Raw genomic sequence first — 15,119 nt, forward strand, 5'->3', positions numbered from 1 at the left:
ACCTTTTATTTTCTCTATAAATAGTTCTAAGTGTTATCGGCCAATTGGTTTGCGGGAGGAATGTTGTTCACCATAATACCTTCTTGCTCCGTAAGTTCATCTTTATTGCCCTCAGTACGTGCAATCACGGCAGTTGCAATACTATTTCCAATCACATTGGTTGCCGTACGGCCCATATCTAAAAACTGATCAATCGCTAAAATTAATAGAATACCGGCTTCAGGAAGTTTGAACATGGCCAGAGTGGAGGCAATCACCACAATGGATGCTCGTGAAACACCTGCAATCCCTTTACTCGTAATCATGAGGGTAAAGAGTATGAGTGCTTGCTGGGAAAAACTTAAATCAATGTTGTAGGCTTGTGCAATAAATAACATGGCAAATGCCATATACATCATCGAGCCGTCGAGGTTGAAAGAATAACCTAAAGGGAGCACGAAACTGGTAATACGTTTAGGCACACCGAATTTATCCAAAGCTTCCATGGTTTTTGGATAAGCCGATTCACTACTTGCGGTCGCAAATGCCAACATGGTGGGTTCACGCACGATTCGCATCAATCTAAAAATATCTTTTTTCAAGAAGATATAGCCGAAAGCAATCAGGAGAGTTCAAAGCACCAGTAATCCTACATAGAACTGTCCAATGAAAATACTATAATCGATAATCAGCTTAGGGCCTTGGATGGTAATCGCGGAGGCAATGGCTGCAAAAACGGCGATAGGGGCAAATGCCATGACATAATCTGTAATTCGGAACATGACCTTGCAGAGTTCATCAATTATTTTGCCAATGACGGTCACTTCACTTTGATGTTGCACATAGGCCAGTGCAGAACCAAAGAAAATTGAGAAAACCAAAATCTGTAATATCTCATTATTGGCCATGGCTTCAGCAAAACTACGCGGGAAAATATGCGTAATGAAGCTTTCTAAGCTCAGACTTGTCGCACTGACACCGATATCAACCGCTGTTTGAGGAATGGTGAGATTCATTCCAGCGCCAGGTTGGAATAAATTGGCTAAGCCCATGCCCAGTAAAAGTGAAATAAATGATGCACCAATGAACCAACTCATGGCCTTTAAGGTAATTGATCCCAGCGATGAGGATTTTCCCATCGAGACAAGACCGGAAACGATTGTTGCAAACACTAAGGGTGCAATAATCATTTTAATTAATCTTAAGAATACATCGGTCACAATTTTAAAATAGGCGGCAAGTTCTGTGGTTTGAGCAGTCGTTAAAGTGCTATGAAAAGCCCAACCAATCAGTATTCCAGAGATCATGGCAATCAGAATATATTTCAGTAGTTTCTTCTGCTTCATACTTATCGTTCCTTCTTTTAATCTTCTTTTCATCAACTTTTGGCCTGATGTAGCAAGGCATTGATGACATTCCATGTTGATCAATTTATAGAGGCATTGCTTTAGATATTGAGTGCTAAATCGTCGATTGGGGATTTAGCTGTGGCAAGTGTTACTTTTTTAAAAAAAAAACGACAATGCAATTTTTAATTCAGTTATGCAAAAAATGCATGAGATGATTCTTTAGTTTTACTTGATATAGGTGAGCTGTTCTTGAGATTAAGACTGAATATTTATTTTTTTATTCTGATTGATGAGAGGGAATATACTAAATTTCCTGACTCTGTGAGGAAGAGCCAAGGTCTGAAAGCGAAGCCAAAATTAATGAATACAAGAACTCAAAACCAAGCTTGCACTCATCATTTTTCCACAGACAAAACCATTGAATTGCCTGTTTTATCTAATATTTTAATAATCAGATCATGACTTTAAGCTACTGATATAAATAGATAATTAAAAAAGAGATGTATCGTGTTGATGACGTTGATTTAGCAATATCATGACTTTTCACAGCTCACGTACGAGGGCTTGATGTTTTCATTCTTTCATTTCGTACATCCACAAAAAATTATCCACGCACAATTCATTGTTAAAGCGACAGAATTTCCAAACATGAATTTAGTTCACTTTGGTGTGAGATTAAATCATTTTTATTCATGTGATCATTCAGGTATAAATTAAACCACGCTCTTAACGATAGATCATATTCATCGTTGCTTCTTAGCCTGATGTTCAGAAAAGCTGAAAAGGCTGGAAAGACGATTTGCTAGAAAGATCCAAGAAGAAAATTGGACCCTCTAGAAAGAGCATGAAAGAAATTCAGTTTTATCGCAGAAATATAGGGTAACAGATTGCCATGAGTACAGAGTTTGCATGTTCAATTAAACGCATTCGTTTTGATGAAAACTATCAACCAGCAGATAACACACGTCTAACGACGAACTTTGCTAACTTGGCGCGCGGTGAAAGTCGTGAGCAGAACCTACGTAATACACTTCGTATGATCAATAATCGTTTCAATGCCTTAGCACAAACAGATAACCCGAATGGTGATCGTTATTCGCTTGAAATCGATATTATTTCTGCAAATTTAGACATTGAAGGGAATGGTCAAACTTTCCCAATTATTGAAATGCTGAAAAGCACGATTAATGATCATCATACCCATCAGCGTATTGAAGGCATGATTGGCAATAGCTTCTCGTCTTATGTACGTGACTACGATTTTAGCGTGGTGCTGAAAGAACATAATAAAGAGAATTCGACGTCGTATGCACCTGAAGGTTTTGGTGATCTACATGGCAAACTGTATCAATACTTGGTGAACTCAGAGACTTTTAAAGCAGAGTTTAATCAACAGCCTGTGATTTGTTTGAGTGTTTCAACAGCGAAGAAGTATCACCGTACTACCAATGAGCATCCTGTGTTAGGCGTTGAGTATAAACAAGATGAATATTCACGTACCGATGAGTATTTCCATAAAATGGGCTTACAGGTTCGCTTCTTTATGCCGAAAGGGAGCGCTGCACCTTTAGCATTCTATTTTGCGGGTGATTTACTGCGTGATTACACCGATCTTGAATTGATCAGTGTGATTAGCACCATGGAAACCTTCCAAAAGATTTATCGCCCTGAAATTTACAATGCAAATTCATCAGCGGCGCAAGTCTATCAAGCGAGTCTAGAATACCCAGATTACTCATTAACGCGAATCGTCTATGACCGTGTTGAACGTGGTCAGCTCGCGGTCAAGCAAGGTAAATGGACGGAAGAGAACTTTATTAAGCCTTATCAAAACATCCTTGAGCAATGGGCTGCGAATTATACCGTAGACAGCAACGCTGCTTAATTTAACTGAAATAGAATATTGAAATAGAGATTTAAAATGGCCATTTTATTACCAACATCAACTGCGGGCAGTTTACCGAAACCTTCTTGGCTTGCTGAGCCTGAAAAACTTTGGTCACCTTGGAAACTCGAAGGTGAGGCATTACTCGAAGCAAAACAAGATGCCTTACGTTTGTCATTGCAAGAACAACAACATGCTGGGATTGATATCGTTAGTGATGGCGAACAAACCCGCCAACATTTTGTCACCACCTTTATTGAACATCTGGATGGCGTTGATTTTGAGAAACGCGAAACGGTTCGTATCCGTAATCGTTATGATGCGAGTGTACCCTCAGTAGTCGGTGCAGTAAGCCGTCAAAAGCCTGTTTTTGTTGAAGATGCTAAGTTTTTACGTAGCCAAACAAATCAGCCGATTAAGTGGGCGTTGCCGGGTCCGATGACCATGATTGATACGCTGTATGATGGTCATTACAAAAGCCGTGAAAAACTGGCTTGGGAATTTGCCAAAATTTTGAATCAAGAAGCGCGTGAGTTAGAAGCTGCTGGCGTGGACATCATTCAGTTCGATGAACCTGCATTTAATGTGTTCTTTGATGAAGTGAATGACTGGGGTGTTGCAACGCTTGAACGAGCACTTGAAGGTCTGAAATGTGAAACTGCGGTTCATATTTGCTATGGCTATGGCATCAAAGCCAATACCGATTGGAAAAAGACCTTGGGTTCAGAGTGGCGTCAATATGAAGAGGCTTTTCCTAAATTACAGAAATCCAAGATCGATATTATCTCACTCGAATGTCAAAACTCGCGTGTACCAATGGATCTGATTGAGCTGATTCGTGGTAAAAAAGTCATGGTCGGTGCGATTGATGTGGCAACCAACACCGTTGAAACACCTGAAGAAGTTGCGAATACACTACGTAAAGCACTTCAGTTTGTAGATGCAGATAAACTTTATCCTTCGACCAACTGTGGCATGGCACCTTTAGCACGTGAAGTCGCACGTGGTAAGCTGAATGCGTTAAGCGCAGGTGCAGAAATTATTCGACAAGAACTTTCGGCTTCATACGCAGCAAGCGCGTGATGTGAAAGGGCTACCCGTTTGATAAAATGGGTAGCTTTTATCTGAGTACAAGCATGTGTCCGTTACTGAGGAATAAAATGATGATTGAAGCAACAGACTTTAGAGATGCAATGTCTTTGTTAACCAGTGCAGTCAGTGTCGTAACTACGGCAGGCATGGCTGATCGTCATGGATTCACAGCATCTGCCGTATGCAGTGTGACGGATACACCACCGACATTATTGGTCTGCATGAATAAAGCATCGCGTTCACATGCACATTTTGTCGACAATAAAATTTTATCGGTGAATGTGTTAGGTGCACAACATCAGCATATTTCGAATGTCTTTGCATCTAAAATGACGTCTGAAGAGCGTTTTAAACATGGTGTTTGGACAGAGCTAGAAACGGGCGCGCCTGTTTTAAAGGATGCTTTAGTCAATTTTGACTGTGAAATTGATGACATTCAAGAAGTGGGAACACATACGGTTTTTATGTGCCGTATTGTCGCGATTCAACAAAGCCAGCATGAGCAAAGTTTGGTTTATTTCAATCGTGCTTATCATCAAGTTGGGCAGACGGAAACGGCTTAAATTCACTTTGAATTGAACATCAAAGCTTTGAAATGACCTTCCAAATCATAGATTTTCCTCGGCTTGACTCTGGATTTGACTGTATTGAGCTCATTTGAAAAATCGAAAGGTTTTCATTTAGACCACAAAATGGTGAAAATCGGGCAACAGCGTGAGGGGAAATATTGAATCTAAAAATCCGATAAAAATAATAAAAACTTACTGTTTTACCAATTTTAGATTTGTGCGTATTCTCGCTGTATCACTTAAGCAATCTCACAAATCTTTTGAGGACGAATACATGAGTTTAATCAATACTGAAGTTAAGGCGTTTAATGCAACTGCTTACCAAAATGGTGAATTCATTGAGTTGTCTGAGCAAAACTTGAAAGGCAAATGGTCTGTCGTATTTTTTTATCCTGCTGATTTCACTTTTGTGTGTCCAACAGAATTGGGTGACTTAGCCGATCACTATGCTGAATTTCAAAAACTCGGTGTAGAAATTTACGGCGTATCGACCGATACCCACTTTACCCATAAAGCATGGCACGACACTTCAGATGTGATTGGTAAAATTCAGTATCCATTGATTGGCGATCCAACCTGGACTTTGTCTAAAAACTTTGATGTGCTGATTGAAACTGAAGGTCTAGCAGATCGAGGTACTTTTGTGATTGATCCTGAAGGTAAAATCCAAATTATTGAAATTAATGCTGGCGGTATTGGTCGCGATGCGTCTGAACTATTACGCAAAGTGAAAGCAGCACAATATGTGCATGCGCACCCAGGCGAAGTATGTCCTGCAAAATGGAAAGAAGGTGAAGCAACGCTTGCGCCGTCAATCGACTTGGTTGGTAAAATCTAAGCTGACCTCGATAGTTGCATTGTGCTGAGTCATGAGCATGATGCCTGTACAAAATCAGCCCAAGTGGCTGATTTTTTATGCGGGTTCTTTTAGCTTTTACAGATGGTAACCCTTGCTGGTGCTGGCAAAGTCTCTTAAACCCTGAATCAAATGCTCAATCAGTTTTTCCATGACCAAACGTTGTCCTTTACGTGAAGCATAGACCAACTGTACGGTTCCAATATTGGAACACCAGTCGGGCAAAATGTGAATCAGGCGACCTGAAGCAATATCTGCCTCTACCGTTAAGTAAGGCAGGTTGGCAATGCCGAGTCCATCCAGAGCCGAGTAATACACGCCTGCGACATCATTACTTTTGACCCGTGGTTCTAAAGGAATCACGATCTGTTCATCACTCTGGGTATGATGCAATAACCATTGATAATCAGACTTTTGTACCCCCAGTGCGAGCGTTGGAAAATCATTCAGCTCGGTGGCAAATTGAATTTCACGGTCCTGTAACAGATCAGGACTGGCCACCAAACAATGCGTGGTTTTGACCACATCACGGACCACAATGCTCGAGTCTTCATTGGCACTAAAATTGGTCCGAATGGCAAGGTCAATGTCATCATGCAAGACATCGACACGACGGCTGGTCAGTTCCATTTCCACTTGGACTTTGGGATATTGTTTTAAAAAATGATTGAGTAAGCTTCGTACTTGATAGCGCATCATCACAGAAGGGCAGCTGATCTTGATTAAACCTTGCGGTTCACTTTTCTGTTTCAGTAAAACATTGTGCGCACTTTCGACTTGCTGAATGATTTGACGACATTCTTCAAATAGCTCTTGGCCCAAAGGGGTGACTTTAAAATGTCGTGTTGAACGCTGAATTAAGGTCACGTTGTATTTGGCTTCAAGGTCTAAAATACGGCGACTAAGCTTAGACTTGGTGATGTTCGAGGCATCACTTGCAGCACTGAAACCGCCGTGTTTGACCACAAGATAAAAATAATAATAGTCGTCAAATGAATGCATGATGGGTTCAAGCCTGTATTGATTTGTGACCGAAGGCAGTCTGCGATGGATGATCTGATACTGTATCATTGCTAACGATTGCACACGACAAAAAAGCGATCCGAAGATCGCTTTTACTGAGGTCTGATTATTTCTGCGCTGTATTTTTGCTATAGCTTTGAATCAGGTTTTTATAGTCTGGAATATGCGCTGCAAAGAGTGAACCGAGGCCTTCAATATCATTACGCCAGTCGCGGTGTAATTCGCAAGCTGCACCAAACCATGACATCAGCTGTGCGCCTGCCTGAGACATGCGATCCCATGCTGCATCACGTGTGATGGGGTTAAAGGTTCCCGATGCATCGGTAATCACAAAGACGTCAAACTCTTCTTCCAGTGCTGACAGTGCAGGGAAGGCCACGCAGACTTCAGTTACCACACCCGCAATAATCAATTGTTTTTTACCTGTAGCTTTTACGGCTTGAACAAAGTCTTCATTGTCCCATGCATTGATTTGCCCGGGGCGTGCAATATAGGGTGCATCGGGAAACATTTCGACCAATTCAGGGACCAAAGGACCGTTTGGACCCTCTTCAAAACTGGTGGTCAGAATGGTGGGAAGATTAAAATATTTCGCGGCAGCAGCCAGTGCCAGCACATTGTTTTTAAATTTGTCTGGGTCAATGTCACGGACCAATGAAAGGAGACCCGCTTGGTGGTCAACCAAAAGAACCGCTGCATTATCTTTGTCTAAGCGAATATAAGGTTTCGCCATTTTTCTGTCCTCGTTGTGATTATCAGTCGAGTCTCAAGGCAATCAGTAAGAAGGTTAGTGCCTTGAGCTTGAACATCATCATAGGTAGGAAAATGAGACAATAAAATAAGCCAAATGAGATGCTTAATCTTGAAAATAGGAAAATTTGAGCAAAAATATGCCATAAAAATAAAGAATGGCTTTGTTTTTAAATTGGTTTTTATGCAGGTGAGATGATTCTAACGAGATTGTCCTATCTGTGTGATTGTGTGTACTAGTGCAGTGCTATAAGAGGGCTGAGGAAAGGGGTAGTATAGATTGCATATTCATCCTATCGATATAGGAGTTCCAAGATGAAAAAAGTAATCGGTGTTTATCGTAATCAAGACATGCATTGGGTTGGTGATGGTTTTCCTGTCAAAAACCTCTTTTCATATGACCGCTTAGGACAAGCGATTAGTCCGTTTCTACTTTTGGACTATGCAGCACCTTACAAATTTGATCCAACCACATCGCAACGTGGTGTGGGTTCACACCCGCATCGTGGCTTTGAAACGGTTACCATCGCCTATAGCGGTGAAGTGACACACAAAGACTCTAGCAGCGGCGGTGGGACCATCAATACTGGCGATGTACAGTGGATGACTGCGGGTTCAGGTGTGGTGCATGAAGAGTTTCATTCTCCAGCCTTTGCTGAGCATGGTGGCTTGTTTGAAATGGTGCAACTTTGGGTGAATTTACCAGCCAAAGATAAAATGACCACACCGCGTTATCAAGCCTTGACCGTGGCGGATATCCCGCGCATCGAAATGGATGACAATGCTGGACATCTACGTGTGATTGCGGGTGAGTTTGGTGGTCATCATGGCCCTGCTCAAACGTATAGTCCCGTCAATGTTTGGGATGGTGAATTAAAAGCAGAGTACGAAACTTTTATCCATGTGCCCGTCACGCATAACACGATTGTGGTGGTGCTCAGTGGTGAAGTGCTGATTAATGGCACGCAAAAAGTGGTGGATAGTTCCATTGTGATGTTTGCTCAAGATGGCGAAGCTGCAATTCAACTACAAGCGCTGCAAGACACTAAGTTCTTGGTGTTGACCGGTGAACCACTGAATGAACCGATTCAAGGTTATGGTCCATTTGTGATGAATAGCAAAGCGGAAATTGTGCAAGCTTTTGACGATTTTAATCGTGGCAAGTTTGGTGAAATCCCTGTTGCTGTGGTGGACTAAAATCTTGTCGCTAAAAAGAAGAAATCCCTACTCGGTCAAGGGTAGGGATTTTTTAGGCGCTGTAGTCTTCTTGTTTTGCATAGTTGGTCATGAATTATTATGTGATGTAGTTGTCGTTTTTATGCGGGGCGTATCTTAGCGCCTTTTCGCTGGTTTGTAAAACAGATGTTATAAAAATAGTTAATTTATATACTTTGTTTTTAAACAATTTATATTTTTATTTAAAATAAATTGTATAAAAAACCTGTGCTTATTTAAGTGATTTTTTAGTGTAATGAAATGTAATTTAAGCAGATATCGTTCTACTGGTGCGGCACATGAAAAAATGTGATTCTGGTATTTTTTAATAGCCCTATTTTTTCGACATTGGGTCATAATTTCAGTCAATATAAGTCAGACTGACGGATCATAATTTTGGATATTGCAGTTATTGGTAGCGGCATGGCCGGTCTTGCTACCGCAAGAATTCTAAAGGATGCTGGGCATAATATTACTATTTTCGAAGCACTGACTGGGCGAGGAATGGATAGCCACAGTACAGAGTTTGAAGGTGGTCTGATTGATGCTCCGTTACGTGTCATGAACCCACACTTATGGAAAAACACCTTAAGTCTTGCGACTTATTTAGGCATCAAAACGTATCCAGTACGCACTTACATGGCATGTAGTTGGTTGTTTGAAGACCGTACAGAAACATGGTTAACCACTACCCGTAGCCGCATTGGCAATTTCCCGATTATCAATAACCGTAAAGGCCTACAGCAGTATGGATGGCGCTTGGTTAAAGGTATGTTGCAGCTTAAAACCGCGATTGCTAAATTCTTCAAATCTAAAGATCAAGACATTACCTTGGCTGAATTTATCAACCAGCATGACATTGAAGAAGTGTTTTGGCATGGCGCAGTCATGCCTGTGCTTTACACCATCTGTACCTGTAATCCAAAAACCATCGGCGAATGGCCAGCGAAACCGCTGCTGATCTTTTTACGTCAGTTGACGGATGGCGATGCTTTATTGCGTATACAAGGTGGAACACCTGCCTTAGTCGATAAATTGATTGAAAACATCAATATCCAAAGCGGATCTGCTATTAGCAAAGTCACTGAACAAGGTGACAAAGTTTTGGTTGAAAATAATAAGGGCGAACAGCAATTGTTTGACCGTGTGGTGGTGGCAACGCCAACCACAAAAATTGAAGAGTTTTTAGATCCTGTTCAGTTTGCAGATGATATTGCGCTGTTAAAGCAGTTCCGTTTTGAGCAAGGTCAGCTGGTGATCCATACTGATCCTTCCGTGATGCCGCCTAAGCGTAAAGACTGGTCGGTGCTGAGCTATATGATGGACCGTAAGTTTACCCGTCAACAGTTCACGGTTTGGCTTAATTCAGTCGAACCAAGTTTGGTCGGTAAAAACGCTGTGTTCCAAACGTGGCAGCCTGTGACCGAGATTGACCCGAAAAAAGTGATTTCAACTGTAACTTTGACCCGTGCGGTGGTGGACTCGCAAACTGTGGCTTTGAATAAAGAGTTACAACAACGCCATAAAAGTGCTAACCGAAAAGTCTTCTTCTGTGGTTCATGGTCGTGCGATGGTCTGCCTATTTTAGAGTCTGCCGTAACTTCAGCAATGCATATTGCAGAAATTTTCGGTGCACCATTGCCGTTTGTTGGATTAAAACCTAAAGTTGAGGTTGCCCCACAACTCGGCTACTAAAGCATGAAATGGCTCCAAACCTTACAGCGACATCTGCCCAAACATAAATATGCAATTGATGCAAAACAATTGGGAGATCACGCTGTATTGGCTTGGAGCAATCTTGGCTATTGGGATGATGCAAGGTCATCCTATCCTGAGGCTTGCCAAACACTAGCCATACACCTTGCTGATCGATTACAGCTAAAATCAAATGACCGTGTTCTAGACTTGGGCTGTGGACAGGGTGCGAGTCTATTGCTGTGGCAGCAGCATTACCATGTTCAGCAACTTTGTGCGGTTGAGTTACAAGCCGAATGTGTTCAGCACATACAACACACTTTAAATTCAAAGATACACATCATTCAAACGTCATTTTTAAATTTAAATTCAAAGCTATTTTCAGCACCTTTTAATGTGGTGTTGTGCCTCGATGCCGCTTATCACAGTGATGTAAATTCATTTCTAAGATCAACCCATTCTGTTTTAAATTCAAAAGGGCGCATCGGTTTTCACTATCTGATGTTGAGTGATGCATTTTTGAATTTAAATCGTTTTGAGAAGCTTCAACTGAAAATGCTGTTAAAAGCAGCCGATGTTCATTTGGAACATCTTCAGTTAGAGACGAATTTAAAGCATTCGATAGAAGCACAAGGCTATCAGCAGGTTGCTATTGAAGATTTATCAGATGCAGTTTTGGCGGGGTTTTCTCGTTATTATCATGTGCATTTAATCCAACAGGCCGCTCAAAATTTGGATTATTTCAAAATTAAAATGACGGCTAAGCTTTGCCAAAAATTATTTGAACAGGGCATTGTGCGCTATGTTCAAATTACAGCAGTTAAAGACATTTAAAATGAAATAAAAAACCAAAGGGCCAGAAACAACAAAGCCTCACTAAAAAGCGAGGCTAAGTATAAAATGGTGCCGGCACACGGATTCGAACTGTGGACCTACTGATTACAAGTCAGTTGCTCTACCAACTGAGCTATGCCGGCAACGTGGTGAGAATAATAGCGGATTTTCTTGAAAACGCAAGCCAAAAAGTGAGCGATTGAAATGCGCAAGATTTTTTGTGCAAACTTCACCCACCAAGGGGTGGGTGAAAGCTAAGAATAAAATTTGGGTGGCTGTGATGAAACTGTTTTTAAATAGGGTTAAGTGAAAACATGGAACTTATTTGCTTCTTAAAATTTGATCGAGGTCTTGGGCACATTCTTCCAATGTAAAAGCCATGTCGAGTTGCATTTGAGGTTTGAGTTCATTGGCCAGCGTTCTCCATTGTTCAATCAGACGAATTGCTTTTTGAATTTTATGTTTGTTGACATCCTTTGCAAGGGTTGGGGTATAACCGCCTCGTTTAGCGTTTTTAATTTGTTTGACATAATTGGTGCTGTTATTCATTCTGACTCCCGAATAGCAGTTTTATTGGTCAATTTTGTGTTTCGCTAGTTATATACCGCAAATGAATTGTGCTTCATAAACATTGCATCTAGATGATCATTGATGATTTATTTTAACCTCCCTTAGAAATTGTTTTAGCTCAAGTTTGAATCAGGTTCAAGCGTTTATTTTTGAATAAATATTTCACTTTGTGGTGCAAATTATCCTATTGGGTGAAGAGTCATTTTTATAAAGCAGACTTTGTGCCAAGTCTAAATAAGAATGTTCAGCATAAAAAAAGACCTTAATCTTTCGATTAAGGTCTTTAAAATTTTGGCGGTGAGAGAGGGATTCGAACCCTCGATACGCGCAAACGTATACACACTTTCCAGGCGTGCTCCTTCAGCCACTCGGACACCTCACCATGGCGGAGGATAATATCGAAAAACATAGCCATCGACAAGGTGAAACAATTGATTTAGAGAAAAACTTTTAGCGTGATGATATGATTCGCAAAAATACTGTCTAAATTGAAGACACCCTATGCAAAGTACTGCAAAAAAAGCCGCATTGCCCGCAATCACCTTAGCCGCCCTTGGGGTCGTGTTTGGAGATATTGGAACCAGTCCACTTTATGCACTGCGCCAATGTTTTTTAACAGCCCATCTAGCGATATCAGAAGCGTCAGTTTTAGGCATTTTGTCCCTCATTTTTTGGTGCATGATGCTAACGGTGAGTTTTAAATACGTTACGATTATTATGCGAGCAGACAATAACGGTGAGGGCGGAATTATGTCCTTACTGGCACTAAATCTGCGAACCACCTTAATTAGTGATAACAAGAAAATTTATCTTATTGCTCTGGGATTTATTGGTGCATCACTGTTTTTTGGTGATGGAATTATTACTCCTGCAATTTCGGTTCTTTCTGCAATAGAAGGTCTCAGTATTGCTACGCCTATTTTTAATCAGTGGTTAGAGCCCTTATCCATAGGAATTATCACTGGCTTATTTTTGGTACAGCGCCATGGGACAGGGACAATGGGGAAATTCTTTGGGCCATTAACCCTACTGTGGTTCTTAGCGATTGGTGCTTTAGGGCTGTGGAGTATTTTTCAGACCCCTCATGTATTATTGATGGTTAATCCGTACTGGGCATTGAGTTTTGTCTTTAATCAACCCTATGTGGCTTTTCTGACTATGGGTGCCGTGATTTTGACTATGACGGGCGGCGAAGCACTTTACGCTGATATGGGACATTTTGGTCGTCTTCCGATTCGTTTAGCTTGGTTTATTATTGTATTACCATGTTTGTTATTGAATTATGCAGGGCAAGGAGCATTGTTATTGCGTGACGCGGATGCACTCGCGAATCCTTTTTATATGCTTATTCCAGAATGGGCACTATTTCCAATGATTGGTTTGGCGACAGCAGCAGCAGTTATCGCATCTCAGGCGGTTATTACGGGCGTATTTTCTATGGTTAATCAAGCCATTCAATTACGTTATTTACCTCGTTTGGCAGTGCGACATACTTCAGAGGTAGAGCGCGGTCAAATTTATTTGCCATTTATTAATTGGGCGCTGTATATCTCTGTACTGATCTTAATTTTATTGTTTGAGAATAGTGAGAATTTGGCTAGTGCTTATGGGGTTGCGGTCACCATGACTATGTTGTGTGGCACTATTTTAATCTCTATTTTGGCCTATGGGTTGTGGCGTTGGCCAATGTGGAAAGTTGCATTATTCGCCGTGCCATTTTTGTTACTTGATACAGTTTTTGTTGCCTCGACTTCGCTTAAAATTTTATCAGGTGGATGGGTTCCAATTTTAATTGGTGCAGTGCTGTATACTATTTTAATGACATGGAAAGATGGTCGTGCATTAGTGTTGAAGCGTCTTGAAAAGGATTCATTGCCAATAGACCTATTTATTAAAAGCATTAGTATGGGTAGTGAAACTAAGTTCGTTCCAGGTGATGCAGTCTTTTTGACTGGTACACCAAATATTGTGCCACACGCAATGCTTCACAATATTAAGCACAACAAAGTCCTGCATGAACGCAACATCATGGTAACGGTTATTACACGCGATATTCCTTTTGTTTCGTCACAAGAACGCAGTAGTGTTGAAAAACTGGATGTCCGTTTTTATCGTATTACTTTGTATTATGGTTTTAAAGATCAGCCAAATATTCCGCAAGCATTGGAAATGGCCTATGCTGAACTTGGTTTTGAATATGATCTAATGCAAATTAGTTTTTTCATCTCGCGTGAACGGATTATCAGTACTGTAGGGGATGGTATGGCGCCGTGGCGTGAAAAGCTCTTTATCTCAATGCAACGGAATACCAGTCCTGTGAGCGACTTCTATCAAATTCCAACCAATCGCGTGGTTGAGCTGGGTAGTCAGATCCAGATTTAAACTTCAATAAAAACCAGCATATATGCTGGTTTTTTTGGAGGATAAATCAGTTGAAGTCTTAGTTCATTGGATCATTTTCAGGTGCTTCAGGCATCGCTTGGACAGGTTGTTCTGCTGAAGCGTCAGGAAGTGCTTGAGCAGGGGCATCTGGTAATGGCAGTGAATCAGGATCAACCGCATTGACAGGTGCCTCTGCTGATGAATCTAATGGCGGTGCAGCAGCTGGGGCAGCATTCATGTCTGTATTTACCGTGGGTGCGACAGCATCATTTAATGCCGCTTCAGCTTGTTGTGCTGAGAGTTCTGCATTCGGTGCTAGTGGATGTTGCTCTGTTGGAGTCGCAGCGACTTGTTGTTGCACTGTGGTGTCAGGTGCGGCCTGTTGAACAGGGGCTTCACTCTGTGGTGCGGTTGGCATCACTGCTTGGTCATTGGGTACACCTTGGCTCGCTGGGCTGATAGGTGCTGCATTTGGATCAAGCAATTTAATTTGCCCTGAGCTTACGAGTTCTTGAATAGAACCCGGTTGACCATTAACAGTAGTTGTGACTTTGGCTTGAGAGAGACTTTCTAAGGTGTCACCCGGTTGGATAGGTGGCTCGGCGAAGGCTGAAGCACTTATCACTGTGCCGATTAAACCAAGAGAAGCTAAAATCTTAGAATGCATAAGAACTCCGTAAATTGCATGTATTATTTCGTTCGATTCATTTTTACCTTGGCATATTTTTTGAAGCGACAGCAATCAAAGATACGCAATCGCATCACGTTGCCGTAGAAAAACTCTACAAAAAAGACATTTTGTTACATGCAAAATCATCTAAATATGGCGTTTTGTTTAATTGTTATGCGAATAGAACTCGAGCGATATACTTCGTATACGCTGATTGTTAAGCTCGTGAAAAACCGATGTTTATTGTAGT

12 protein-coding genes, 2 tRNA genes and 1 pseudogene are annotated in these 15,119 nt (G+C 41.2%); 8 read left to right on the plus strand and 7 right to left on the minus strand.

Annotation, left to right across the window (positions count from 1 at the left end):
• Positions 1-26: 26 nt before the first annotated feature.
• Positions 27-1,325, minus strand: a pseudogene (locus HYI04_RS00720) (dicarboxylate/amino acid:cation symporter).
• Between the two features lie 895 nt (positions 1,326-2,220).
• Here HYI04_RS00720 and HYI04_RS00725 point away from each other — a divergent pair.
• The 4 genes from HYI04_RS00725 to ahpC all read left to right on the plus strand — a co-directional run bounded on the left by HYI04_RS00725 (position 2,221) and on the right by ahpC (position 5,712).
• Complete coding sequence (locus HYI04_RS00725; protein WP_159152711.1) at positions 2,221-3,213, plus strand: DUF1852 domain-containing protein; 993 nt, start codon at positions 2,221-2,223, stop codon at positions 3,211-3,213.
• A gap of 36 nt (positions 3,214-3,249) precedes the next feature.
• On the plus strand, positions 3,250-4,296 hold the full coding sequence (locus HYI04_RS00730) for a methionine synthase (protein ID WP_159152710.1): 1,047 nt from the start codon (positions 3,250-3,252) through the stop codon (positions 4,294-4,296).
• Between the two features lie 80 nt (positions 4,297-4,376).
• Positions 4,377-4,868, plus strand: a complete 492-nt coding sequence (locus tag HYI04_RS00735) for a flavin reductase (RefSeq protein ID WP_017396908.1) — start codon at positions 4,377-4,379, stop codon at positions 4,866-4,868.
• Positions 4,869-5,148: 280 nt separating this feature from the next.
• A complete protein-coding gene (ahpC, locus tag HYI04_RS00740) occupies positions 5,149-5,712 on the plus strand; it encodes an alkyl hydroperoxide reductase subunit C (protein WP_005401564.1) in 564 nt (187 codons plus the stop codon).
• Between the two features lie 96 nt (positions 5,713-5,808).
• Here ahpC and HYI04_RS00745 read toward each other — a convergent pair whose 3' ends face one another.
• The gene (locus tag HYI04_RS00745; RefSeq protein ID WP_159152709.1) at positions 5,809-6,732 is read right to left on the minus strand and encodes a LysR substrate-binding domain-containing protein; all 924 of its coding nucleotides are present in this window, start codon (positions 6,730-6,732) and stop codon (positions 5,809-5,811) included.
• A 127-nt stretch (positions 6,733-6,859) separates the two neighbouring features.
• On the minus strand, positions 6,860-7,486 hold the full coding sequence (gene ycaC, locus HYI04_RS00750; protein ID WP_004691629.1) for an isochorismate family cysteine hydrolase YcaC: 627 nt from the start codon (positions 7,484-7,486) through the stop codon (positions 6,860-6,862).
• A gap of 332 nt (positions 7,487-7,818) precedes the next feature.
• Between ycaC and HYI04_RS00755 the strand changes: the two genes are divergently transcribed.
• The 3 genes from HYI04_RS00755 (at position 7,819) to HYI04_RS00765 (ending at position 11,247) form a co-directional block, all read left to right on the plus strand.
• Complete coding sequence (locus HYI04_RS00755) at positions 7,819-8,700, plus strand: pirin family protein (RefSeq protein WP_159152708.1); 882 nt, start codon at positions 7,819-7,821, stop codon at positions 8,698-8,700.
• 414 nt (positions 8,701-9,114) lie between these two features.
• A complete protein-coding gene (locus tag HYI04_RS00760) occupies positions 9,115-10,413 on the plus strand; it encodes an FAD-dependent oxidoreductase (protein ID WP_004978178.1) in 1,299 nt (432 codons plus the stop codon).
• Between the two features lie 3 nt (positions 10,414-10,416).
• A complete protein-coding gene (locus HYI04_RS00765; RefSeq protein WP_159152707.1) occupies positions 10,417-11,247 on the plus strand; it encodes a cyclopropane-fatty-acyl-phospholipid synthase family protein in 831 nt (276 codons plus the stop codon).
• A 67-nt stretch (positions 11,248-11,314) separates the two neighbouring features.
• On the opposite strand, the gene HYI04_RS00770 is transcribed toward HYI04_RS00765, so the two are convergent.
• The 3 genes from HYI04_RS00770 to HYI04_RS00780 form a co-directional block, all read right to left on the minus strand.
• Positions 11,315-11,390: transfer RNA gene (locus HYI04_RS00770), tRNA-Thr, on the minus strand.
• A 178-nt stretch (positions 11,391-11,568) separates the two neighbouring features.
• Complete coding sequence (locus HYI04_RS00775) at positions 11,569-11,796, minus strand: hypothetical protein (RefSeq protein ID WP_004691623.1); 228 nt, start codon at positions 11,794-11,796, stop codon at positions 11,569-11,571.
• Between the two features lie 313 nt (positions 11,797-12,109).
• A tRNA-Ser gene (locus tag HYI04_RS00780) sits at positions 12,110-12,199 on the minus strand.
• Positions 12,200-12,318: 119 nt separating this feature from the next.
• On the opposite strand from HYI04_RS00780, the gene HYI04_RS00785 reads away from it, so the two are divergent.
• A complete protein-coding gene (locus tag HYI04_RS00785; RefSeq protein ID WP_062032068.1) occupies positions 12,319-14,199 on the plus strand; it encodes a potassium transporter Kup in 1,881 nt (626 codons plus the stop codon).
• 58 nt (positions 14,200-14,257) lie between these two features.
• Here HYI04_RS00785 and HYI04_RS00790 read toward each other — a convergent pair whose 3' ends face one another.
• Positions 14,258-14,866, minus strand: coding sequence for a hypothetical protein (locus HYI04_RS00790; protein ID WP_159152682.1), 609 nt, complete (start codon positions 14,864-14,866; stop codon positions 14,258-14,260).
• Positions 14,867-15,119: the final 253 nt, after the last annotated feature.

The organism is Acinetobacter sp. SwsAc2 (assembly GCF_013391465.1).
GTDB lineage: Bacteria > Pseudomonadota > Gammaproteobacteria > Pseudomonadales > Moraxellaceae > Acinetobacter > Acinetobacter johnsonii.